Origin of the sequence: Pelagimonas varians (assembly GCF_003208435.1) — a bacterium.
Classification (GTDB): domain Bacteria; phylum Pseudomonadota; class Alphaproteobacteria; order Rhodobacterales; family Rhodobacteraceae; genus Pelagimonas; species Pelagimonas varians.
Window position 1 is genome coordinate 16,856 of sequence record NZ_QKMF01000017.1, and the last position, 22,869, is coordinate 39,724.

The window sequence follows — 22,869 nt, forward strand, 5'->3', positions numbered from 1 at the left end:
CGAAAATACCGGCGCGCACCCATGTTCAGTGCTCAAAAGTGAACAGTAAATGCACAATTGTTGCATGAAGGCTGAACGCTGTATTTAATCGGGCTCGGGACGGGAGGACCAAATGAAGACCGAGATCAATCTTGCACGGCCAATGCTGGACGATCAGGGCGTTGTGGTGGATTCACTGCTGACGCCTGAAATCGCTGACAGTTGGCAGCGCTGCCTTGACCGCGGTCTTGATCCGACTTTGGCTTCTGACGATTGCGTTCTGACATTTGAAAGCTTCTACCAGCGCAAGCAGCGCGACGAACGTTTTCTGTCCCTTGCCCGCCCCGAAATGGAGCTGCTGTCCGGTCAGGTCGCTGGCCACAACTACCTGATTGCCTTTGGTGATGCAGATGGCGTTGTCTTGGATGTTCTCACCGACACGCAGGCCGAAGATTCGCAGATGGCGCAGGCCATCATTCCCGGATCCGTCTGGGACGAAGACCTGCGCGGCACAAACGCCCTTGGGCTTGTTGCCAAGCGGTACAAGCAGTTTGTTGTCTCCGGATCCGAACATTTCTTTGCCTCGAACAAGACGATTTCCTGCATTGCCGCGCCGATCTTTCGCAGCAATGGCAGCTTGGCTGGTGTACTCGATGTGACATCGCCGCTGTCGGATCGCGAACGCCACACCACATCCTTGGTCGGGCTGGCCGCGCAGAACATCTCTAACCGGTTGTTTATCGAAGACCACCGGCATGAATTGATCGTGCTGTGCCACCCGCGCCCCGAATATCTGGCCACCCAAAGCGCCGGTTTGCTGGCCTTTGACCAACACGGGCGCATGACCGGCGCAACCGCCAAAGCCCGCGATATTCTGCCCGATATCAGCGCACTTGTTGCGCCCTGCTTTAGCGACGTGTTTCAAAACGGCTACGATCGGGTGTTTGAAAGCATCCAGTCGGGTACGACCGTCCAACTGCGTGACCGGCGCGGATCAAACGTTTTTGTACAAGTGCGGCTGACACGCGGCCAAATGACCGGATTGCGCACGCCGCAGCAGCGCCGGTCCGTCGGCCTGCCCGCCGTCCATATGCAACCCGCCGCCCCGTCCAAGACCACAACGCAGATCACTGGGGATGATGTCCTGAACCAGCAAATCAAAATCAGCGCCGAAACCGCAGCCGCCCGCCTGCCTGTACGTGTGTGTGGGCGATCTGGCAGCGGCCTTAGCGAAACGGCCCGCGCCATTCATGCACACCTGCCCGACATGGATCACTGCATTGAAATTGACTGCTCCAGCGCGCAGGAAAACCCCTTGGAATTCCTGCTGCATGGGCAAGTATTGGGCAATGACGGGTTGATCAGCAATCCGCAAACCGGCTCCATGCTCGACACCGCCGGCAATGTCACGGTGATCCTCGACGGAATCGAAGGGCTGGGAAATCGCGCCTTGCCGGTGGTGAAACGGCTTTTGGCACAGCTTGATCGCAAGGCCCGCGACCAAAACGATCACAGCCGTTGGGCCTTGATCGTCACGGAACGCCATGCCCGAACCGAAGACTGCATCGCCAGTGACGGCAGTCCGGACTTCGACGATTTCTGGGGGCATTCCTTTTGCATTCCGCCGCTCAGCCAGCGCATGGATCTCAAGCCCGTCGCGCAAAGCATTCTGGCAGAGTTTTCCCCGAATGCCCGCTTTGGCGACGACGCCATTGATCTGATCCGCCAGATCGGCGATCCGCTGACATTCTACGCCATGCGCCGGTTGATCTTCCAACTGTCCCGGCGCAACAACAGCGGGGTGATCGATACCGCTAAAGTGCTGGAATTGCTTCCGCATTTGTCCAAGGACACCGCGACATGCCCGTCTTGCAAGGGTCACGTCACCCGCGAAGCCAACTGCCGCCGCATCCGCAAGACCGTGCGTGACTGCGACGGGAATATCAGTCTGGCCGCCCGCCAATTGGGGATCGCGCGCAACACCGTCTACAAACATACGCTCGACAAACAGACCGGACCGCCCACATGACCTAACGCCCTAATAAGGCGCAGCATTGCCGGCCAATCCGCCCGCTGACCCGAATTTCCAAGTTTTACCCCACCACCACCGCCCGGCCTCTGGCTGCGGCGACACGATTGGGCTGTGCAACGCGCCGCCAAATCCGCACACTATTCACGACTGAGGAGGAAACACCGTGAAAACTCTACTCTCCACACTCTCCGCAACGGCGCTTTGCGCTGGCGCGGCCTTTGCCCAAGGCGCTGACGTGCCCGACAACCTTGAAAAGCTGTCAAATTTCCAAAGCACAGGCACCACCGATTTCACCTACATCGAACAGACCGGCACCTTTGCTGACGGGATCAAAAAGACCCTTGAGAAAATCACACTGCCCGACGGTTTCAAGATCGAGCTCTATGCTGTTGTGCCAGACGCCCGCCATATCGCCGTTGGCTCGCAAGGCATCGTGACCTTTGTCGGCACCCGCAAAGACAAAGTCTGGTCCGTGACCGACCGCAACAAGGACCGCATCGCTGATGAGGTCAAGGATTTCGCCCCCTCGCTCACCTTTTCGATCCCCAATGGTCCGTGCTTTTCAAAGGACGGTTTCCTTTACATCGCCGAGCAGAACCGCGTCTTGCTCTTCCCTGCGGCGGAATATTTCTATGAAAGCCCCGATGTTGCGGCCTTCAATCTTGTGGCCAAGGGCGATCTGATCCCCGCCGAAGACGAAAGCTACAACCACACTGCCCGTGTGTGTAAAATCGGCCCCGACAACAAGATCTACATCTCGCTTGGTCAGCCGTTCAATGTTGCCCCCAAAGAAAAGCTTGAGGCTTACGCAGAATCGGGAATCGGCGGTATCATCCGTATGAACCTCGATGGCAGCGAACGCGAAGTGTACACATATGGCATTCGCAACTCGGTTGGGCATGATTTCCACCCTGAAACCGGCGAATTGTGGTTCACAGACAACCAGACTGATGGAATGGGCGACGACATTCCACCCGGTGAAATCAACCACCAGACCGAAATGGGCCAAAACTTTGGTCACCCGTGGTTTGGCGGCGGTGACACCCGCACCAATGAATACGCCGGCGAAGAAGTGCCGGATGATCTCGTCTTCCCAGCCGTCAACACCGTTGCCCATGCCGCCGATCTGGGCATGACCTTCTATTCCGGCAATATGTTCCCGGAAAAGTACCAGAATGCCATCTTCTCGGCGCAGCACGGATCGTGGAACCGCACAACGCCGGTTGGTGCCCGTGTAATGGTCACAACAATCGACGCCGACGGTAACGCCAGCATCGAACCCTTTGCCGAAGGCTGGATCGACGAAAACGGTGAATATCTTGGCCGTCCGGTTGATGTTGCCATGCTGCGCGACGGGTCTTTGCTGGTCTCTGACGACCTTGCCGGCGCTCTCTACCGTATCTCTTACGAGGGAACAAAATGAAGGTAGCAACACTTTTGATCTTGGGCGGAGTTTTCTCCGCCCAGATCGCCTCGGCCGAATTGGTCGGGGATCGCGCCAACGGCCGCAAAGTGGCCCGCCAATGCTCCACATGCCATGGCATCGACGGTTTGGCCAAACTGCCCATCGCCCCCCATATCGGAGGAGAGCCACAGGCCTATCTGGTCCACCAGCTGACCGCCTTTCGCGATGGCGACCGCTATCATGAAATGATGTCGGTTGTGGCCTCGGGGCTGGATGATCAATCGATCGCCGATGTCGCGGCATGGTACGCAGGGCACCACCCCAGCGCTGGCCTCAAAGCCGGCGTTGACCCTGAAAATGCACCGGACGCCTGTTCAGGTTGTCACGGTGTAAACGGTCTGGCCGAAATCGATGACGCGCCCAATCTGGCAGGCGAAACGGTGATGTATATCGACACCCAGCTCAAGGCCTTTCGCTTGGGCAAACGGCAGCACGAGATTATGTCGGATGTTGCCGCCGACCTGACCGATGATGAAATCCGCGCCTATGCCCAATGGTATTCTGACGCGTTTTTCACTGTTGAAACAGTCGACTAGCTCCTTAAACCTCTGGTTCCGGCGCGCAAATCGTCTCTCCCTCATTGCGCGTCGGCTCCTGCCCTCACTCTGAACCTTGATCGCCACTCAGCCCTTGCAAAATCGGGCAATCGGGCCGCATATCCCCTGCGCATTCCTTGGACAGATGGGTCAGCGTGGCGTGCATCGCCTGTAAATCCGAAATTTTCGCCTCGATCTCGGCCAGATGCTTTTGCGTGATGTCTTTGACTTCGGAACTGGCGCGGCTGTCGTCTTCGTACAGGGCCAGCAAGGCGCGGCAATCCACGATGGTGAACCCCAGCCCGCGGGCGCGCCCCAAAAACGTCAGCTTGTGTAAATCCGCCTCTCGGAACACCCGATAGCCGTTGCTGTCACGAATCGGAGTCGCCAGCCCGATATCTTCGTAATAGCGGATGGTTTTTGCAGGCAATCCAGTGCGTTTGGCCACTTCTCCGATGTTCATAACGCGTGCTCCTGTTTGCCCATTGCGGGCGCAACCCAGCGCAATCGCAGCGCGTTCGATAATACAAAAACGCTCGATAGCGCCATCGCCCCCGCCGCCAGAACCGGCGACAAAAGCACCCCAAAGGCGGGGTAAAGCGCACCCGCAGCCACAGGGATCAGCAAGCTGTTATAGCCAAAAGCCCAAAACAGGTTTTGCCGGATATTGCGCATGGTAAGGGCCGATATATCAAAGGCGTTGACCACAGCCGTCAGATCCCCCGACATCAAAACCACATCCGCCGATTCAATCGCAACATCGGTGCCGGTGCCGATCGCGATACCCACATCCGCCGAGGCCAAAGCAGGCGCATCGTTGATCCCGTCCCCGACAAAGGCCAGCGTTCCATGGCTGCGCAGATCCTCTAGCGCGGCAACCTTGCCGTCGGGCAAGACTTCGGCCACCACAATGTCGATGCCCAATTCTTGTGCAATGGCATCCGCCGTCCCTTGGTTGTCGCCCGTGATCATCGCCACTTTCAGGCCCAGCCCTTGCAGCGCTTTGATGGCTGCGGCGGACGTTGGCTTGACCGGGTCAGCCACGGCAATCACCGCTGCCAACCTGCCGTCAATCGCGGCATAAAGCGGCGTGCGCCCCTTACGCCCCAAAGCCTGCCCCTGCCCTTTCAAATCGCCCAAATCAACGCCCTCGCGGGTCATCAACCGGTCTGCACCGATCAAAACGCTGCGGCCTTCCACCTGTGCCGATACCCCATAGCCGGTGATTGACGTGAACCCGTCCACTTCCGCGCCGCCCAAACTCCGCTCCGCCGCCGCGCGGCAAATCGCCAAAGCAATCGGATGTTCCGACTTGGCCTCAACCGCCGCCACCAGCCGCAGCACCTCTGCCGCGTCAAAGCCCTCTGCCACCAGAAAATCGGTCAATTCGGGGCTGCCTTTGGTCAATGTACCGGTCTTGTCCAACGCGATCACCCGTGTGTCCTGCAACATCTGCAAGGCATCCCCCTTGCGGAACAGAACGCCCATTTCGGCGGCGCGGCCTGTGCCCACCATGATCGACGTCGGCGTCGCCAATCCCATGGCGCAGGGGCACGCGATGATCAAAACCGCAACGCCCGACACCAAGGCAAAGCTTAGCGCCGGATCTGGCCCGAACGCCAACCAAACCATAACCGTCAGCGCCGCCAGCCCCATGACAGCAGGCACAAACCACGCGGTGATTTTGTCCACCAGCCCTTGGATCGGCAGTTTCGCCCCCTGCGCCTGCTCGACCATGGCGATGATCTGCGCCAGCATCGTGTCCGACCCGACCTTGGTGGCGCGAAACGTCAGTGCGCCGGTGCCGTTCACCGTGGCCCCGACCACATCGGCTCCGGCGGTTTTTTGGGCGGGGACAGGTTCTCCGCTGATCATGCTTTCATCGACAAAAGACGCGCCGCTGATCACCGTACCATCCACCGCGATTTTCTCGCCCGGGCGGGTGTGCACCACATCACCTACTACGATTTCCTCGATCGGCAGTTCCAAAACCGCGCCGCCGCGTTCCACCCGCGCGGTTTTCGCCCCAAGCCCCACCAGCTTGCGGATCGCCGCGCCCGTCCGGCCCTTGGCCCGCGCCTCAAGCCAGCGGCCCAGCAAAATCAGCACCACAATCACCGCCGCCGCTTCGTAGTACACATGCGCCGTACCCTCAGGCAGCAGGTCGGGCGCAAAGGTCGCCACCAGCGAAAATCCGTAGGCCGCAGATGTGCCAAGCGCCACCAGCGAGTTCATATCCGGCGCGCCCTTGAACAGCAGCGGAAACCCCTTGGTATAGAACTGCAATCCGGGGCCAAACAGCACCAGCGTTGTCAGGACAAACTGCAAAATCAGGCTGTTTTGATGGCCAATGGTCTCCATCACCCAGACGTGCATCGGCGCAAACACATGACTGCCCATTTCAATCACAAACACCGGCAAGGCCAAAAGCGCCGCCAGCAGTGTCGCGCGGCCAAGACGGGTAATCTCGGCCTCTTTGCGGCTGGAATCATCCGTGTCCTCGGCCTGCTTCACTTTGGCCGGATAGCCCAATTCGGTAGCAATGCGCGCCAGATCCGCTGGCGTTGTCGCCCCTTCGGCATAGCGCACAGTCGCGGTTTCGGTTGCCAGATTAACCTGCGCATCCAACACGCCATCGCTGGCTTTCAGCTTGCGCTCGACCCGCCCGACGCAACTGGCACAGGTCATGCTGTCAACGCTCAGCGTCACCTCGGCCTGCCGCGCCGGATAACCGGCATCGGTCAACGCACTGACAAGCCCCGATAAATCGGCCGGCTTTTCAAAACTGACCTGCGCCCGTTCACTGGCCAAATTCACCGCCACATCCGTCACGCCTGCAACCGCCGCCAAAGCGCGCTCTGCCCGTCCGACACAGGACGCACAGTTCAAACCTTCGACCGCAAGGGTCACTGAATGGGCTTCGGACACGGTCTTCTCCACGAATCATCCTGGCTTTGACTTGGGGGTTCCAGTTAGGGGAAGGTCAAGACCAGACCCAAAGGTTTTCTGCAACTTTTTCTTTGGCTTGACCTTCCCCCACTGGAACCCCCACATCCAAATCGACCCCCACTAAGACACCTGAAAACGGGCCAAAAGGATTTCACCATGACCACTTTCAACGTCCCTGACATGAGCTGCGGCCACTGCACCGCCGCGATTGAAAAAGCCACGCTGGCGCAAGACAAAACCGCCGTTTTGACCTTTGATCTGGCGGGCCGCAAGGTTGAGATCACCAGCACCTTGGATGATGCGCAAATCGCCGGTATCCTGACCGCAGAAGGCTATCCAAACACGCCGTCACGCTAAAACAACCCGCGCTGATGGCCCGTAGGAGCACAAGCAATGACTTTCACCCGCCGCCACATCATGGCGCTATTGGCCGCCGTACCGTTTCAATCGCTGGCCACGCAAAGCACCGCCCAATCCAGCGATATCTGGTCGGCAACCGACAGCTACGCCGCCCTGTCCAAGGGTGACATTCGCATGCTGGATATCCGCACACCGCCGGAATGGGCTGAAACCGGCGTGGCCAAAGGCGCTTGGCCGGTGAACCTGCATGACAGGAGCTTTGGCAAACGGCTCTTCGCTGCCCAAGAACTGGCCCAAGGGCGCCCCGTAGCGCTGATTTGCGCAACCGGCGGCCGCACCGGCGGCGTGCTGGGGTATTTGCGGCAATCCGCCTTTGCTGGGTTCATTGACGTCTCCGAAGGCATGATGGGCTCGCCCGCTGGCCCCGGCTGGCTCAAATTGGGTCTGCCGATTGTCCCCGCGGCCGAAGCACTGGCCGCCCTGCCTGATGTGCTCCGCGCCTAAACCCCTCACTTGACGGATGGCCCCCTGCCCGCCCAGCACGGGGAACCGCGCGTTTTCTGGTTTCACATCCTGCACAATCTGCGTATTTTACCCGCCACAGCGCACCAAAATGGCTTTGCGGCTTTCCTCATCTCTGTTCTTTGCTAAAGAGGCAGTCAGCCAGCGTTAAAACTTGCACCAGAAAGAGAGTGTTCATGCCCCGCTATCGTTCCAGAACATCGACCCACGGCCGCAACATGGCAGGAGCCCGCAGCCTTTGGCGCGCAACCGGCATGGGCGATTCCGATTTTGGCAAACCGATTATTGCGATCGTGAACTCCTTTACCCAGTTTGTTCCCGGCCACGTCCACCTGAAGGATCTTGGCCAGATGGTAGCGCGCGAAGTCGAGGCCGCAGGCGGTGTTGCCAAGGAATTCAACACCATTGCGGTGGATGATGGCATTGCGATGGGCCATGACGGCATGCTTTATTCGCTGCCCTCGCGCGAAGTGATCGCAGATAGCGTCGAATATATGGTCAATGGTCACTGCGCCGATGCCATGGTGTGCATTTCCAACTGTGACAAGATCACGCCGGGCATGTTGATGGCCGCCATGCGCCTGAACATCCCGGTGATTTTCGTCTCTGGCGGTCCGATGGAAGCGGGCAAAATCGACATGGCCGATCTGGACATGGACAAAGTCGATCTGGTTGACGCCATGGTTGCAGCCGCCTCGGAAACCTACACGGACGAGCAAGTAAAACACATCGAAGAAAACGCCTGCCCGACCTGTGGCTCGTGTTCCGGCATGTTTACCGCGAATTCGATGAACTGCTTGGCCGAAGCCCTTGGTCTGGCCCTGCCGGGCAACGGATCCACCCTTGCTACCCATTCGGACCGCAAAAACCTGTTCCTTGAGGCAGGTCGCAAGATCGTCGACATCACCAAGCGCCACTACGAAGGCGAAGAGGCAGGTCTGCTGCCGCGCGAAATCGCCTCCTTCGAAGCTTTCCAAAACGCCATGTCGCTCGACATTGCCATGGGCGGCTCGACCAACACCGTGTTGCACCTGCTGGCCATCGCCCATGAAGGCGAAGTTGATTTCACCATGAGCCATATGGATGACCTCAGCCGTCAGGTGCCTTGCCTGTGCAAGGTCGCGCCAAACACCGAAAACGTCCACATGGAAGACATCCACCGCGCTGGTGGCATCTTCTCGATCCTCGGTGAACTGTCCCGCGCCAATCTGCTGCATCTTGACGTGCCAACCGTGCATTCCTCGACCTTGGGCGAAGCTATCGCCAAATGGGACATCAAAGTCGCCAACAACCCCGAAGCAGAAACCCTGTTCCGCGCGGCCCCCGGCGGCGTGCGCACCACACAGGCCTTTAGCCAAAGCAACCGCTACAAGGAACTGGACACAGACCGCGAAAACGGCGTCATCCGCTCCAAGGAACACGCCTTTAGCCAAGACGGCGGCCTTGCGGTTCTGTTCGGCAATATCGCTTTGGACGGCTGCATTGTGAAAACCGCAGGCGTCGATGCCTCGATCCTGAAATTCACCGGCACCGCCCATGTCTGCGAAAGCCAGGACGCCGCAGTCAGCGACATCCTGACAGGCAAGGTCAAAGCCGGCGATGTTGTTGTCATCCGCTACGAAGGTCCGCGCGGCGGTCCGGGCATGCAAGAAATGCTCTACCCGACGTCCTACCTGAAATCCAAAGGGCTTGGCAAAGACTGCGCCCTGCTGACCGATGGCCGTTTCTCGGGCGGCACCTCGGGTCTGTCGATTGGCCACGTCTCGCCAGAGGCCGCCGAAGGCGGCGCAATCGGTTTGGTACAAGACGGCGACAAGATCGAAATCGACATCCCGAACCGCACCATCAATCTGGTTGTCTCCGACGAAGAAATGGCCACGCGCCGCGCTGCGCAAGAGGCATCGGGTTGGAAGCCAGCCGCGCCGCGCAAGCGCAAGGTTTCGACTGCGCTCAAGGCTTACGGCCTGCTGGCCAGCAGCGCTGCCAAAGGCGCGGTTCGCGTCCTTCCGTAAACCAAAAAGGGCCGCCCGATGCACAGGGGCGGCCCTTTTTCTATCTGCGATCCGGCGCTATAGCCCGTCAAAGGCCCCCGGCTCCAATTCTTCCCAAAATGCAAATATCGCCTCGGCGTTCAGCGCCGACATCCAGCCATGGCTTTCAAAGTCATTGCGCAGCCCCGACGCGCCAAGTTGGTTTAAAAACAAACGTTTGACCGCATCACGCTGTGTCGGAGAGCGCCCCGCAACCAACTCTTGCACCCGCTTCAGTCGGGCGGCCCGTGCGCTCACTTCGGCGCGCGGCGGGGCCTCGGGGGGTCCGTCGCTGCCAAAATCATCGCGCAGCGCGGCGCTCAGATAGCGGGCCGGACTTTTGACACCGCCTTGGGCGTCCACAAAGTCGATCTTTTGCGCCACATGGTCCTCGCCATGCTGGCTGATCCATTGCCGCGCCAGACGGTCACTGACCCCCAAATCGCGCAGCCGCCCATAGACAAGCCCGCCCCGCACCCCTGCCCCGTCGTCAATGTTCATCATCGCCAGTTGCGGGTTGCGCTTGATCTTGAACCGGATGCCGCTGACGGCGCGGCCCATCTTGCGCACCTCCGGCTCGACCAGAATATCGCTGACCTTGTTGACCTCTGCCACCGCCGGTTTGATGATCTTGGCGTTCAGCTGTTTGTAGCTTTTGTAATAGTCGGACCCGTCGACGCCCATCAGCCGCCGGAACACATCCAGATCCCACCATCCGGTGCTGCCGGTGTTCACAAACCGAAAGCAGTTTTCATACAGCGCCAATGCGTGGCCGCCAGTAAACTGCCGCTGGATGTTCAGATTGATCAGCGCAAACACCTTGGGGTCATGCAGCTTTTCCGCCAGCGCCGGAGAATAGGCATATTCGCAAATCCCGTCGCTAAGTTTGGCAAAGCTCAGCAGCGCCGAGACGCCCCATTCCTGCCGCCCCTTGTCGTCCAGCATATCCCATTCCGCCACGGTTTCGGCCAGCCCGCGCAACGCGGTTTTCAGCGTTTCGGTGTCGTTGGAATTATAGCCGATCATCAGGCACAGCGTGCGCGCATCAATCCGGTGACTGCCCTGCGTGACCAGTGTGTCATAGGCGTTCAGCAACAGCACATTGCTCAGCTTGCGTTGCAGCAGCGACAGCTTTCCCGACACGTGAATCGCGGCGACGTTCTTTTTAACGCTGTCACGGCGCAGGGCACCGGTTAAGTTATCCTTGGGAATCGGGTCCATCAGCTGCTCGTTATTTTTTCACCATTATGGCATTTAAGGGACCTTGGAACAAGATGTGTGCAGGTTCCTTTAATGCAGCGAACGGCCCCCTGTATATGGGTCCCCTTGTCGCGAAAGGAACCCAAATACAGGAGGCATACCACACGCGATCAGGCCAAACACCGCTCGAACGCGGCCAGATCAGGGCTAGAACAGCTTGGAATAGGCTCTCCCGCGCTTTGGTACCGCCTCCCCCGCGAATCGGGGCCCTTTGTCCCGAATTCAGGTTCCATTGGTCCTGCATTCGGGTGCCTATGGCCCTGTATACGGGTCCCCATACCTATATAAGCCACTGATAGTTTGACTTTTTTGAACCACAAAGATTCTAAAGTCCTGAAAGACTCTCAACCTTTGTCGTGCCCTTTTTCTTTGGATTAGGATCAGAAGCGGTAAAAAACGCAGGATATCCACATCGCGATTCCCTTTTGCCCCACCATGTGCGATAGTTCCCCGCATATAACGCAGAATTGCGAACATCATGAGGAACGCATGAACTCCGCAGGCAAAACCCCTCCCCCGCCCTATTTCAACATCGACCCCAAGGCCGCCGCTGACAAGCTCTCCGAGCCTATCACCACAGCGCGATTCGCCAAAGCCGCCGCATTTGCCAACAAGGGCAGCACCGATTTGGCCAAGCGCGGGTATATGCCCGACGGCAAGAAACGCCTGCGCCGGTTTTCCACATGGGAAGTCTGCCGCTACCTGATCCCTGTCGCGCCCGCGCATTTCCGGCGGGTGTTGAAATCCCATCCCGATCTGCCTCAGGGCACTGGCGAAAGCGGATCAAAATGGTTCAGCCTCGAGGATGTTCTCAAGCTACGTGATCACTTCGCCTCCGAGGGGGTCAGCACCCGCGAATACCGCCCTTACCGCCCCGAAGGCGCGGCGGCCAAAACCGTGGCTGTGGCCAACTTCAAAGGCGGGGTTGGCAAAACCTCGACCTGTGCGCATCTGGCGATGTCTGCGGCGCTGGACGGTTACAAGGTTTTGGTGATTGATCTTGACAGTCAGGGGTCCATGACCTCGATCATGGGCGGCACTGTCACCGACGAATGGCAAACCGCCTTTCCACTTTTGGCCAAGCATTTCGCCACCCATATGCTGGCTGAAAACAAGGTTCGCGAAGCTGCTGGTCAGGCCCCCCTGCCCTTCGATGAAACCCTGACAGAGGCGTTGAATTTCGACGCCAAGCAAGTGATCCAATCCACCCATTGGCCCAATATCGATTTGATCGGCGCGCAGCTGAATCTTTATTGGGCGGAATTTCAGGTGCCGGTCTGGCGGATGCAATCGGGCAGCTGGCCGTTGTGGGACGCGCTGAACGGTTTCCTTGAATCCGAAGGTCTCTTGGATGAATACGACCTGATTTTTCTCGATACCCCCCCTGCCCTCGGCTATCTGACCATCAACGCCCTTTCTGCCGCTGACATCCTTTTGGTGCCGCTTGGCGCGTCCTTTTTGGAATTTGACAGCACGGGCCGGTTTTTTGACATGCTCTATTCCACTTTCGCCAGCATCGAAGACGGTGAAAACGCCATGCGCCGCCGTGAAGGGCTTGAGGAAGTGCGCTTTGAATGGGACGCCGTGCGCGCGCTGATCACCCGCTTTGATGCGGCTCAGCAGACCGATCTGGCCAATGTCATTCAGGCTTATTTCGGCGATTTCATGACAACCTACCGGCAGGATTTCACCGCCATGGTGGGGCAGGCGGGCGAACAGGTTTCCGGCATCTATGAGGCTGATTACCGCGAGTTCAACCGCGACACCTATGTGCGCGGACGCGAGGCGTTTGACCGCACATGGGCCGAGGTCAAAGAGCTGATTCTGGGGGCGTGGTGGCGCGATGTTAACATGCCGGACGATGCACAAAGGGAGGAGTAACCCATGGCCAAGCGTAGAAAACTAAGCGCACCCTCGACCGAAGATTTGACCCGCATGGAAGAGGAGTTTCGCCGCGAAACCTCCTCGGCCTCGGCGATGGCCCCGATTGCGCAGGTCGCGGCCGAGGCGGCGCGGTCGGTGCCGGTCACCGACCCCGATGTACGCGCCGAAAATGCCCGCAACGCGGTGTCGGCCAAGGTGCTTCGCGACAGCGAAGCCGCTGGCCTGTTGATCCGCGAAATCCCTTTGGAGCAGATCAATCCCGAGGACATGGTCCGCGATCGCGCGATGCTGGCCGAAGATGACATGATGGAGCTGCGCACCTCGATTGCTGCCAATGGCTTGCGCTTGCCGATCGAACTGTATGAGCTGGCTGAACCTGTTGGCGACTGCCGTTTCGGTATCCTGTCCGGGTATCGTCGGTTCAAGGCGGTCAGTGCCCTTTTGGCCCTGACGGCGGATGCGAAATACAGCACGATCAAATCCCTGATTCGTCAGCCCGGATCTGTGCCCGAAGCCTTTGCCGCTATGGTCGAAGAAAACGAAGTTCGTGCCGGTCTCAGCCCGTTTGAGCGCGGTCGTATTTCATCGTTGGCGGTGCAGATGGGGGTCTTTGCCAGCACCGAAGAAGCGGTGAATGCGATGTTCTCAGCTGCCTCCAAGGCGAAACGGTCCAAGATTCGCAGCTTTGCTCTCATTTTCGAAGAGCTTGGTGATTTGATGGCCTTCCCTGAAGCTCTGTCTGAAAAGCAGGGTTTGCGGTTGTCAGCGGCGCTTCGCGGTGGTGCTGAGGCGGCATTGCGTGACAATTTGGGCAGCGTCATCGTTGAGGAGGCTGAGGCAGAGTGGGCGGTGTTGGAGCCGCAAATTGCCAAGTTCGAAGACCTGTCACGCGATGTGAAACGCGGGGGGCGTCCGGCCAAAAAGCGGGTCGGAAGTGGCGCAACCGACGGGGTGAAAACATCGACCGGTTTTTCGATCAGGCGTGAGGAAGATAGCCGCGGTTATCTTATCCGTATTGGGGGTCGCAAGGTCGACCATGAGATGATCGACACGCTGATTCTGGAGCTTCAGCGTCTGCTGGAAGCCCCGAAATAGAGCGGGGGTTTCGCGGCGAAACCTCGGTTTATTTTAGCGGGCGGGTATCAATGTCAAAGTGCATCAGCACCGGGCGTTTGGCACTTTGTTCAGGCGCGCCAATCGGGACAGCAGCCCGAAGGGTGTCGCCGAAACCGGCATCTATCAGGGACTGAGCAAGAAAAGACCGACCGGCGGCGCGCATTACCGGCAGTTCGGTTTGGGCGAGGAAGCCGAAATCCTCGACCGCCATGTGGGTTTCAGCAGGGGTTATAAACAGCATCATCCTATCACGGCCAAAGCTGTCGGCTGTGATTCTGAGCAGCCCTTGTTTCAAGGTGTCGCCGGATTGCAGCCGCCCTTTGAACATATGCGTGATCGAATAATCACTGCCAATATATAGCAGGTTGAGATCGACGGGACCGTCATCTTGGTTGCGGGCGAGAATATGCACTTCGTCGCCGGGCACCAAGCGCGGCACGGGGATGGTTTCCAGCCTGTCCAGTCCGGGTGTGCCGGTCGTGCGAGTCTGCAATGTGACCTCGACGTCCAACCCGGTTGCATCTGCCGCACGGCCCAGTTTCAACAAGTTCTGAACTTTGCTGATGCGTGAAAACGTGTCGACCAGATCAAGGGCCAGCTGTTCATTTGACTTGTCGGTGGTTGTGATTGTCGGGCTTCGCATGATGTCCAAATCGCTGGCATACCCGCTACCGGCCAGAACCCGGATTTCGTTTCTGGCGCTGTCGATGGTCAACTGTAAATCAGCAGAGTCGGCGGGTGAGACAAAGACCACGCGCGGCGGCATTAAGCTTTGGGCGGCCGCAAAATCCAAGGCCTGCATGAGAGCGGCGCGGGCAGGGGTATCGCCGGCAGACCCCATTGGGGGGAGGGCGATGCTCATGGAAAAATTCACTGTCTCCTCAGTACGCCGAGCATAGCCCCCATTGGGGATATCGGAAGTTGTAATAGCGGGATGCCCATCCTCTTCTACTGCAATCAACGTCGACCCGAATGTATCAACCGTATCAACCGCCGCGATCCCGATGGCGCCGGAAATAGGATCGGTCGGGGCCGCCAATAGGGCCAGCCGTTCGCCAGGCTCCAACCGGTGCAACAGGCCAGCAGAAAGGGTGAGCGCGCCGCTATCAGAAACAGTGACGGGCCACTGTTGGATGCTGCTGGCACCGCCGGTATCAAAGACCGGAAGGTCAAGATCGCCTACAAACATCGGGGTCGATTGCGCCCGCCTTTCAGTGGCGTATTTTCGCAATATTTCCTGACCCAACTGGCGGTAGGAAATGCCGGAATTTGAAGCCAGAGTTTCAAACAGGGTATAGGTAAAAACACCTTGAGACCGACGGCCCGGTTTGCCGCGCGGTAGGCGCTTTTCCGGTGTGGATTCATTGGACTGGGCGGCGAAAAAGGCAATAAAATCGCCTTGATCGGGCAGGGTGCTTGGCGGGATGTCTATGGGCGCTTCGTCTTGGGCGCGCGGGTTGACGGAGCGGGTCAGAGTTACATGCGTGGCTTGGTCCAGCGCAGCGCGCGGCACGCCAAGCGCTGTAGGGTCCAGTTTGCGCATCCGCAGGTCTTCGCCGGCGTTTGCAGCGCGGGTCACGGTGCCGGAATGACAGCTGTCAAACACCGCCCAGACCGTGGCCCCTGTGGCGCGCAGCGTGCTTATCATCTGACCGATCTCATCGTCGATCAAGGCATTTTGCACGCTGCCCGCAGTGTCATTCCAAAGACCGATGTCAGAGGGCAAAAAGAGTTCGTCCAGCCCGTCCAGTTCGCTTTCGGGATCTTGCGCGGGGGCCTGCGTGCCGTGACCGGAAAAGTGCAGATAGACAAAATCATCGGGCTGAAGGCGGGTCGCCAAAACGGCCATTTCAGTGCGGATGTTCGCCAAAGTCGGTTCTTGGCCACCGGCGACACCATCAGCTAGAACGGTGATGTTTTCAGCGTCAAATGGAACCGCTGGATTTGTGGTCAAATAGCCGCGAACCAAATCGACATCATTGGCCGGGCCAACGAGCCAGAACCGTTCGTCCAGATTTGGATAGGTCGAGGCCCCGATTAGCAAAGCATGGTTTTCACGGGCAAAAACGGGTGTTGTGACAAGGGCGGCGGCGGTGACCCAGCCTGCTATAAAAGACAAAAAACGCATGGAAGGACTGTCCTCAATTGCTCATCAGGGAATAGCGGCCACTGCGGGCAGACTGGTTCACGACGGTGATTGAATAGGTGTCGTTTTGTTTGGGGTGCCAACCACAATAGGCCACCGCGCTGATGTCGGTGTCCGAGCACACCAGCCGTTTTTTCGCGTCATGGATCATCAGGTTCAGGTCAGTACCGGAAGCGCCTTCGACATAGATTTCAGCGTATTTTCCACCGGAAAAGGTGATCGAAGGGTAAACGTCGCGACCTTTGGCTTTGATTTTGACAATGGAATAAACCGGTCCGGTGGAAACGCCTTTGCTGCGGGCGGCTTTTATGTCTTCTGCCAGATCTTCCAGCGCCGGATCGCCAGCGATCAAGGGGGCGGCGGCAGCCAGCATCGCGTCGGCGTCCAGCAAGGGCAGGGCGGGGGCGACAGTGCCGCCCTCAGGGGCCAGGGTTCCGGCGGAGAGAGGAATGGATTTGCGCAGCTGCGCGGCGGCCAGAATATAGAGCGGCTCGGCCTCATCGACGCCCATTTGAAAAAGCGTAAAGGAGGTCTGGATCCGTTTCAAAGCCGGTTCCTGAGCGGCGGCCACAGTGCATAAACAACTGGCCAGAGCAGCAGAGAGAAGAACGGAAAAACGGGTCATGGCACGCTCCTGATCTAAACGATGTCTTCATAATTTGTGACAGCTGGGCGATTTTAGCAAGGAAACGCTGGTTTGTGCCGGAATATTCGAATGGGCGGGGGTGTCCGCAAAAGGCTTTGCGATTCAAAAACCTTGGCCTACAGTTGGGGCACGCCTTAATCTGTCTGAGGGTCGGCCTGTGCCATTGCGCTTCAATACCTTGAAAACGATCAGTTTTGCCCTGTTGGTTCTGGCGGGCTGCGCTGCGGTGAACGCCCCGATCAACGTGCCGAAAACAGACGGGTTAAATGCGCCGATTGTGCGGATCGATGCGGCGTCCCTTCCGCAAGACGACCTGTTCATCGGGTTGGCCTTTTCAGGGGGTGGAATGCGGGCTTCGGCCTTCGCGCACGGGATGATAGAGGCGCTGCAAGATATTGGAAAGACGCCGGAAAACCCCTATGGACTACTGCCACATGTGCGGCTGGTCACGGGGGTTTCTGGCGGGTCGGTGACGGCGGCGCATTTCGGATTGAACGGGCCAAAGGGGGTTGCGGGCTATCGCGAGCGGTATCTGGTAACCAACGCGGAAAAATACATGGCCAACAAGGCCTATAATCCAGTGACCTTGGCGCGGGGGCTGTCGGGCGGGGCCAATGGGCGTAAAACCTTTGGGCGCTACTTGGATGAAACCCTGTTTCACGGCGCAAGTTTCGGCGATTTGGCCCAGCGGTCTGATATTCTGACGTGGATCAATGCGGCAGATGTGGCCAGCGAAACCAGTTTTCTCTTCTCGCCGGAAACCTTTGATGCGCTGTGCAGCGATCTGGCGTCTTTGCCGGTGTCAGAGGCGGTTGCGGCTTCGGCGGCCTTTCCGCTGGTGTTTAGCCCGATTGTGCTGAAGGCGCATTCAGAGCGCTGCACCTACCAAGAGCCGGACTGGCTGACCGCCGCGCGGTATAATCCTGAATCTACGGCGACGATGAAGGCGCATGGCAAGGTTTTGGAAAACTATGCAGATGCGGAAAAAGTCAAATATGTCAAATTGTTGGACGGCGGAATTACCGATAATTTCGGTACAGTGGCGCTGGCAGTGGCACGGGCAAAATCGCAAAATCAATATGGCCCGCTAAGCGAAGAACAAGCAGTCCGGGTGCGCAATTTCCTGTTTCTGGTCGCCAATGCCGGCGTTGAAAAAGATCCGGCTTGGGCGAACCGCCAGCGCGGACCGGGGGGCGTGGGGCTGGGGCGGGCGATTGTGCAAAGCGCGATGAATTCGGCGACGCGCACGGCCTATGACGCCATGCGGCTGACGTTGGAAGATTGGCACGCCGATGTGGTCGATTACCGATGTGGCCTGCCCGCCGCGCGGGTTAAGGCGCTACGTGGAAGTCTGGCCGGATGGGACTGTCGGGACGTTAAAATGTTCGTTGGTGTTGCCTCGTTTGAGGAGCTGCCCGAAGAGATGCAGGCGGAGCTGAACACCATCCCCACGCGGTTAAAACTGAAGGTGGATCAGGTGGATCTGGCGATCGAAGCGGGCCGTATGGCGACGCGGATGAACCCTGAATTCAACGGGCTGATCCATGCGGCGGGGTTTGCGGCACCCGTGGGGGCGGCACAGGGCGGCACCCAGATCAAGCCGGTGCGGATTACGCCGGTTCGCAATTGACACCCAAAGCGGGGGAGGGGGCATGGGCCGAATTATCTACATTTTGGTGGCGCTGGCTCTGGCCTTGGCCCCTGTTTCCGGCGCGGCGAAAAACAAGGCGGCTGCCAATCCGGTCTTGGAGGCGTTTCAGGGGCTTATTCTTGATCCGGGTCGGGGGTTCACCGTCTCTCAGGCCCTTTTGGCCCGCAGTTTTGCGGCGCATTTGCACCAAGGGGATGCCCCGCTTGACCTAAAGGATTTGAATGCATTGGGGGCGGTGTACGATCCGGCGTCGGACACGCCTTTGACGGCGGGGATGGTGTATTATCATTTGGCCTATCCGCTGTCCTTGCTTCGGCAGTTGAACACGGGGGAGGCGGAAATCCTAGCCCGTGTGATCGAAGCGCGGATTCGCTGGCTGGCCGGTGATCGCGCCGCCGCCCGTATCCAGATCGAAGACCTGATTGTCCAGTTTGCAGCGGTTGGCGGGACCGAAGACCAGATGGTGTCTTTGTTGGCGGATGCGGCGGTTCTGGCATGGCGGGACGGGGATGCAGAGGCGGCGCAGGGCTATTTGATCCGCGCGCAGGCCTGCGGGCAAGCCAAATGCCCCAGCGATTTTGTCTTTGATTGGCTGACGTTGAATCGCAGCGCGGGCAAACAGGCATATGAGGGCTATAACTCTGATACGATGAAGGAAACTGCGCTGGATCACGCGGCAGACTTGGTGACCGCGCCAGAGGAAATGCAGGCCGATATCCGGCGTGAGGCAGATTTTGCGACCGGAGACTGGGCCGCGGCGTTGGCATGGGCGATGCAGGCGGCGCAAGCCCCGCAAACCCTGACATCCGCCGAACAAAGGCGAGTGCGATTGATCGCGGACCGGTTATTTCGGGAAAACGGCATGTCGCCGTATTTGATGGGCGGGGCCAGCGTTGCATCAGAAGTGGCGGGGTTGGTCGATGACAGCGGCGCTTTGTTGTCCCAAAAGCTGACGGATGGCGATGTGGCCTATATTGGCGATGCGCTTTGGGCGGGGTTGATTATCGAAAGCTGGCCGATTTTGCATCACTTGTATCAGGCCTCCGACCGGCCGGGGGATGCCCTTGTGGCGCAGGTGTTCAAGGCGCGTTTGGTTCTAAAGGATGGGGACGCGGCGCGGGCGCTGGAGATGTTCAGCGCTGTTTTGGCCGATGCCCGTGGGCAAGGGTTTTCAGACGCCCGTTTGCACGCGATTTTGATGGATCAATGGGCCGCAGCGGTCTTGGCAGGGGAGCCGGATGTTGCGGCGCAGGCACGGGCAGCAACCGCCGCCTGCCGCGTAGAAAAATGCGGTGCGGATATCACAGCGCGCCTTGCTGGCCGCTATCAGGTCTTGCCCAAAACCGTCTATCCAAGCAGCCTGCAAGGGACAAAACAAGCTGCGGCTGATGCATTTTTCCGCGAGGTGTTTCCCGGCGATTTCCTGAAGCTGGCGGATCTTTATAGCAACGGCGGATCTGAGCGTCGCCCGATGGACGGCGCGCGCAACCATATGACCGGATTCGCCTTTGCCGAACAGGTGCCGGACCTGCCGGTGGCCGATCTTGCACAGCGGGCAGAACGTGCGATGTCGGCCTTGATTCGTGCGGGGAAATACCGGCAGGCCTCGGACATCGGGGCGCGGACCGAAGCACGGGCCACGCAGGCCTTGGCGGTTGGCGATCTAAGCGCGTATTTCTATCAAAAATGGGCGCGGGCCAGTTTCCGGTTGGGCGATGCAGCGGCGCGGGCCTATTACCGGCGGGCGGTGGTTAAAATGCTGGCGGCACCGGAGCGGGACCTGCGGTGGTTCAATCAGGCCGAGGATTTGGCGCTGGACTTGCTGGACACCGGCTATGACGACAGCTTGCTGGCTTTGATTGACGGACGGGCGGATAAGGCAGACATGCGCGCGCGCGTGCTGTTTCGCCAAGGCAAGGCAGAGGAGGCCGCGCAGGTCTATCGCGGCTTTCGGTTGCGGGCCGAGGCGGAGTTGTCGGGTAAGAATTCAATCGATACCCCCGCGATCTACGCACAAAGTGCCAAACTGCGGGCGATTGCGGTGCAAGAGGCGCATTATCTGGCAGCGGCAGGCGATGTGCAGGGGGCGGATGCGATGCGCGCCTTGGGGCGGACAGCGGATTGGCCGACACCCTGGCCGGATCTGGACGCGCCAATGCCCGCTGGTTTGCAGGCGCGATTTACCCAAGAAACACAGGGATTTGGCGGAAGTATGGGCCTGATCCGCCCGATGTTCGAATTGCGGGATACCGGCAACTATCAGGGGGCTGCGGTCTGGATGCGCGATATGGCATGGGTGGCCCAAGGGGCCGACCAAAGCGGCAGCTATCTGGATGCGCAAACCTTGTGGCAGATGGCCTTTACCTTTGCGCGGGCGGGTGACATGGCGCGGGCTTTTGACCTGATGGACCGCGCCGCCCGAATTGCTGCAAGGCTATCGTTTGAAGGGGCGGGCGAAGGGACGTTGCAATTGCTCGAGCGCGATCGCTGGCGTTATTTGCTGTTTGTGGACATCGCGTGGGGGGCGGTGACGGGCAGGGTGCCAGAGCAAATGCTGGTGGTGTCGCGCTACTGATCAGCGCGCCGCACCGCCATCGCCCACCAGCACAAAGGGTGCCCAAGCCGAGGGGTGTGACAGGCCGGAATCGCGGGTTTGATCGCGGGGTCGGTCGATCAATTCCAGCATTGCATGGCGGAGCGCTTGGGATTTGCCCATTGCTGGATCGACTTGCAGACGGGCCAGCGTGCTCTGGGTCAAAATCGCGGCGACATCATCGCGCACCGGCCAATGCGACACCAAAATCGCGCGGGCACCTGCGAACAAAAAGGCGCGGGCGAGGCCGGACAGACCTTCGCCGCCCGGTGTGCCATCCCCCGCCGCTGTGTTGCAGGCCGACAAGATCACCCAATCGGCGTTTAGCTTTAGCTCTGACGCTTCGGAGGCCGTGAGCAACCCGTCATCAAGCGTGCTGGCAGTGTCTGGCGGTGATAAGGCCAAGGCGGGTTCCGCCAACCCTTTGATATCGCCAGTGATTAACCCGTGAGTGGCAAAAGAAATGATCGTCGCTTGCCCCAGTTCCGCCGATTTAACGGCGGTTTCTGTGGCATCTGCTCCGGTGAATATTGCGGCCTGACCGACTGGAAACAAGGCGGCAATGTCGCGCAATTCGCGGGCGGTTCCGGGCAGCGGGCTGAGCCTGCGCAGCGCATCTGTGAGCGTGGTTTGGCCCGCATCGGAAGGAGGTATCGCCCGCGAAAGCGCGGCGGGATCTGCGGGGAAATCGCCGCGAAAATCGGGGTTTCCAAAGCCGACAAAGCGGGCGGTTTGGCTGGATTCTTTGGCCATTCGAGACGCGGCGCGGATGCTGCCAAGGCTTGAGACGGCGGGCAAGGTGGTGAGGGCAAAGCGCCGGATCAGCCAAGCGGGCGGGCTGGCGGCGCCGGGCGGTTCGGTTTGCAGGACCGCCAAGGGCAAGCCGGCCAAAGCGCCATCCTTGACCACAAAGAGATGATCGGCATCCGCAAGGGCAGACATCACAGGTGCCAGCAAATCGGCAAACAGGGCATGGGCCTGCGCATCGTCAAAATTCGGGCCGCGCGGTGGCTCGGGGGCGGATAACGCGACAGCGGCGCGCACCGGCGCGGTTGGATCAAGGTCTTGGCGGAGCAGGCGAATGCGTTCAGACAGCTGCGCGGCAGTGATATCGGCGCGGTGCCACGCCTGCCCTTGATGCGACACGGCCCAGACATAGGTGGCAAAGGGCGCGCTGAGAAACATCACCAACCCTTCGTTCGGGGCCAATTGCGCGCGCAGGGCAGCGTATCCGATGGGTTTGGGATTGGCGAATTCGGCATATCCGGGGAATTGGGCGCGGATTTCGGCGTCCATATCCAGCAAGGTTTGGTCAAGGATTTCAAGCTGCTGGCGGTTGATACCGGCGTCTTGCGCGGCGTATTGGGATCGGGCGCGAGTCAGGTCTGCCTCAAGCTGTTGTTTTTGCCGGATCAGCAGGGCCAGCGGGCCATCGCCCTGTGCGGCGCGGGCCCCCATTTGGGCCACGGCGCGGGCGGCCTTGGTTGCCATGATCCATTGCGCGCCTTCAAAAGCCCGTTCAGCCATCAGCGTATTGCGGGCATCGGTCTGCGCGTGGACAGCTGTGCAGACGGCACAGGCCACCAGCAGGGCGGCGCGCATAAGGAAAAGTTTTACAGCCATCACGGCAAGCGCCTGACTTGAAAGGGGGTATGTACCAAAGTGAGACCTGCGGGTGCAGTATTGCACCGCGCAGGCCC

General features: G+C 59.3%; 16 protein-coding genes. 10 read left to right on the forward strand and 6 right to left on the reverse strand.

Going from position 1 to position 22,869, the window contains the following annotated elements; genetic code table 11:
- Window positions 1–112 precede the first annotated feature (112 nt).
- The 3 genes from C8N36_RS18555 (at window position 113) to C8N36_RS18565 (ending at window position 4,012) form a co-directional block, all read left to right on the forward strand.
- Window positions 113–2,008, forward strand: a complete 1,896-nt coding sequence (locus C8N36_RS18555; RefSeq protein ID WP_097806321.1) for a sigma-54-dependent Fis family transcriptional regulator — start codon at window positions 113–115, stop codon at window positions 2,006–2,008.
- A 166-nt stretch (window positions 2,009–2,174) separates the two neighbouring features.
- Window positions 2,175–3,434 carry a PQQ-dependent sugar dehydrogenase gene (locus tag C8N36_RS18560; RefSeq protein ID WP_097806320.1) on the forward strand — a complete coding sequence of 420 codons (1,260 nt, stop codon included), beginning with the start codon at window positions 2,175–2,177 and terminating at the stop codon, window positions 3,432–3,434.
- The gene (locus C8N36_RS18565; RefSeq protein ID WP_097806319.1) at window positions 3,431–4,012 is read left to right on the forward strand and encodes a c-type cytochrome; all 582 of its coding nucleotides are present in this window, start codon (window positions 3,431–3,433) and stop codon (window positions 4,010–4,012) included. Before C8N36_RS18560 ends, C8N36_RS18565 begins: the two co-directional genes overlap by 4 nt.
- A 64-nt stretch (window positions 4,013–4,076) precedes the next feature.
- Here C8N36_RS18565 and cueR read toward each other — a convergent pair whose 3' ends face one another.
- Both cueR and C8N36_RS18575 read right to left on the reverse strand, forming a co-directional pair.
- Complete coding sequence (cueR, locus tag C8N36_RS18570) at window positions 4,077–4,475, reverse strand: Cu(I)-responsive transcriptional regulator (RefSeq protein WP_097806318.1); 399 nt, start codon at window positions 4,473–4,475, stop codon at window positions 4,077–4,079.
- Window positions 4,472–6,952 (reverse strand): heavy metal translocating P-type ATPase, encoded by a 2,481-nt coding sequence (locus tag C8N36_RS18575; protein WP_425451803.1) that lies wholly within the window; start codon window positions 6,950–6,952, stop codon window positions 4,472–4,474. Before C8N36_RS18575 ends, cueR begins: the two co-directional genes overlap by 4 nt.
- 165 nt (window positions 6,953–7,117) lie before the next feature.
- On the opposite strand from C8N36_RS18575, the gene C8N36_RS18580 reads away from it, so the two are divergent.
- The 3 genes from C8N36_RS18580 (at window position 7,118) to ilvD (ending at window position 9,855) form a co-directional block, all read left to right on the forward strand.
- Window positions 7,118–7,318, forward strand: coding sequence for a heavy-metal-associated domain-containing protein (locus C8N36_RS18580; protein ID WP_097806317.1), 201 nt, complete (start codon window positions 7,118–7,120; stop codon window positions 7,316–7,318).
- Between the two features lie 36 nt (window positions 7,319–7,354).
- Entirely contained in the window at window positions 7,355–7,825 is a 471-nt protein-coding gene (locus C8N36_RS18585; protein WP_097806316.1) for a rhodanese-like domain-containing protein, read from the forward strand.
- 194 nt (window positions 7,826–8,019) lie between these two features.
- Window positions 8,020–9,855 carry a dihydroxy-acid dehydratase gene (ilvD, locus tag C8N36_RS18590; protein ID WP_097806315.1) on the forward strand — a complete coding sequence of 612 codons (1,836 nt, stop codon included), beginning with the start codon at window positions 8,020–8,022 and terminating at the stop codon, window positions 9,853–9,855.
- Between the two features lie 57 nt (window positions 9,856–9,912).
- Here the strand turns inward: ilvD and C8N36_RS18595 are convergent, their stop codons facing one another.
- The gene (locus tag C8N36_RS18595; RefSeq protein WP_097806314.1) at window positions 9,913–11,094 is read right to left on the reverse strand and encodes a replication initiation protein; all 1,182 of its coding nucleotides are present in this window, start codon (window positions 11,092–11,094) and stop codon (window positions 9,913–9,915) included.
- 528 nt (window positions 11,095–11,622) lie between these two features.
- On the opposite strand from C8N36_RS18595, the gene C8N36_RS18605 reads away from it, so the two are divergent.
- Complete coding sequence (locus tag C8N36_RS18605; RefSeq protein ID WP_097806312.1) at window positions 11,623–13,014, forward strand: AAA family ATPase; 1,392 nt, start codon at window positions 11,623–11,625, stop codon at window positions 13,012–13,014.
- A 3-nt stretch (window positions 13,015–13,017) separates the two neighbouring features.
- A complete protein-coding gene (locus tag C8N36_RS18610; RefSeq protein WP_097806311.1) occupies window positions 13,018–14,112 on the forward strand; it encodes a ParB/RepB/Spo0J family partition protein in 1,095 nt (364 codons plus the stop codon).
- A 28-nt stretch (window positions 14,113–14,140) separates the two neighbouring features.
- Here the strand turns inward: C8N36_RS18610 and C8N36_RS18615 are convergent, their stop codons facing one another.
- Both C8N36_RS18615 and C8N36_RS18620 read right to left on the reverse strand, forming a co-directional pair.
- A complete protein-coding gene (locus C8N36_RS18615; protein ID WP_097806310.1) occupies window positions 14,141–16,261 on the reverse strand; it encodes a caspase family protein in 2,121 nt (706 codons plus the stop codon).
- A 13-nt stretch (window positions 16,262–16,274) separates the two neighbouring features.
- Window positions 16,275–16,904, reverse strand: a complete 630-nt coding sequence (locus C8N36_RS18620; protein ID WP_097806309.1) for a hypothetical protein — start codon at window positions 16,902–16,904, stop codon at window positions 16,275–16,277.
- Window positions 16,905–17,082: 178 nt separating this feature from the next.
- Between C8N36_RS18620 and C8N36_RS18625 the strand changes: the two genes are divergently transcribed.
- Entirely contained in the window at window positions 17,083–18,555 is a 1,473-nt protein-coding gene (locus C8N36_RS18625; RefSeq protein ID WP_141468197.1) for a patatin-like phospholipase family protein, read from the forward strand.
- A gap of 22 nt (window positions 18,556–18,577) precedes the next feature.
- Window positions 18,578–21,151, forward strand: a complete 2,574-nt coding sequence (locus tag C8N36_RS18630) for a hypothetical protein (RefSeq protein WP_110767960.1) — start codon at window positions 18,578–18,580, stop codon at window positions 21,149–21,151.
- Here the strand turns inward: C8N36_RS18630 and C8N36_RS18635 are convergent, their stop codons facing one another.
- Window positions 21,152–22,792 (reverse strand): CHAT domain-containing protein, encoded by a 1,641-nt coding sequence (locus C8N36_RS18635; protein ID WP_097806382.1) that lies wholly within the window; start codon window positions 22,790–22,792, stop codon window positions 21,152–21,154.
- Between the last annotated feature and the right edge of the window lie 77 nt (window positions 22,793–22,869).

Bases quoted from the DNA above. Each gene is read 5' to 3' on its own strand.
- C8N36_RS18580 (WP_097806317.1), top strand. From the start codon at position 7,118: ATGACCACTTTCAACGTCCCTGACATGAGCTGCGGCCACTGCACCGCC.
- C8N36_RS18620 (WP_097806309.1), bottom strand. From the start codon at position 16,904: ATGACCCGTTTTTCCGTTCTTCTCTCTGCTGCTCTGGCCAGTTGTTTA.
- C8N36_RS18635 (WP_097806382.1), bottom strand. From the start codon at position 22,792: ATGGCTGTAAAACTTTTCCTTATGCGCGCCGCCCTGCTGGTGGCCTGT.
- C8N36_RS18610 (WP_097806311.1), top strand. From the start codon at position 13,018: ATGGCCAAGCGTAGAAAACTAAGCGCACCCTCGACCGAAGATTTGACC.
- cueR (WP_097806318.1), bottom strand. From the start codon at position 4,475: ATGAACATCGGAGAAGTGGCCAAACGCACTGGATTGCCTGCAAAAACC.
- C8N36_RS18585 (WP_097806316.1), top strand. From the start codon at position 7,355: ATGACTTTCACCCGCCGCCACATCATGGCGCTATTGGCCGCCGTACCG.
- C8N36_RS18630 (WP_110767960.1), top strand. From the start codon at position 18,578: ATGGGCCGAATTATCTACATTTTGGTGGCGCTGGCTCTGGCCTTGGCC.
- C8N36_RS18565 (WP_097806319.1), top strand. From the start codon at position 3,431: ATGAAGGTAGCAACACTTTTGATCTTGGGCGGAGTTTTCTCCGCCCAG.
- C8N36_RS18555 (WP_097806321.1), top strand. From the start codon at position 113: ATGAAGACCGAGATCAATCTTGCACGGCCAATGCTGGACGATCAGGGC.
- C8N36_RS18595 (WP_097806314.1), bottom strand. From the start codon at position 11,094: ATGGACCCGATTCCCAAGGATAACTTAACCGGTGCCCTGCGCCGTGAC.
- ilvD (WP_097806315.1), top strand. From the start codon at position 8,020: ATGCCCCGCTATCGTTCCAGAACATCGACCCACGGCCGCAACATGGCA.
- C8N36_RS18615 (WP_097806310.1), bottom strand. From the start codon at position 16,261: ATGCGTTTTTTGTCTTTTATAGCAGGCTGGGTCACCGCCGCCGCCCTT.
- C8N36_RS18605 (WP_097806312.1), top strand. From the start codon at position 11,623: ATGAACTCCGCAGGCAAAACCCCTCCCCCGCCCTATTTCAACATCGAC.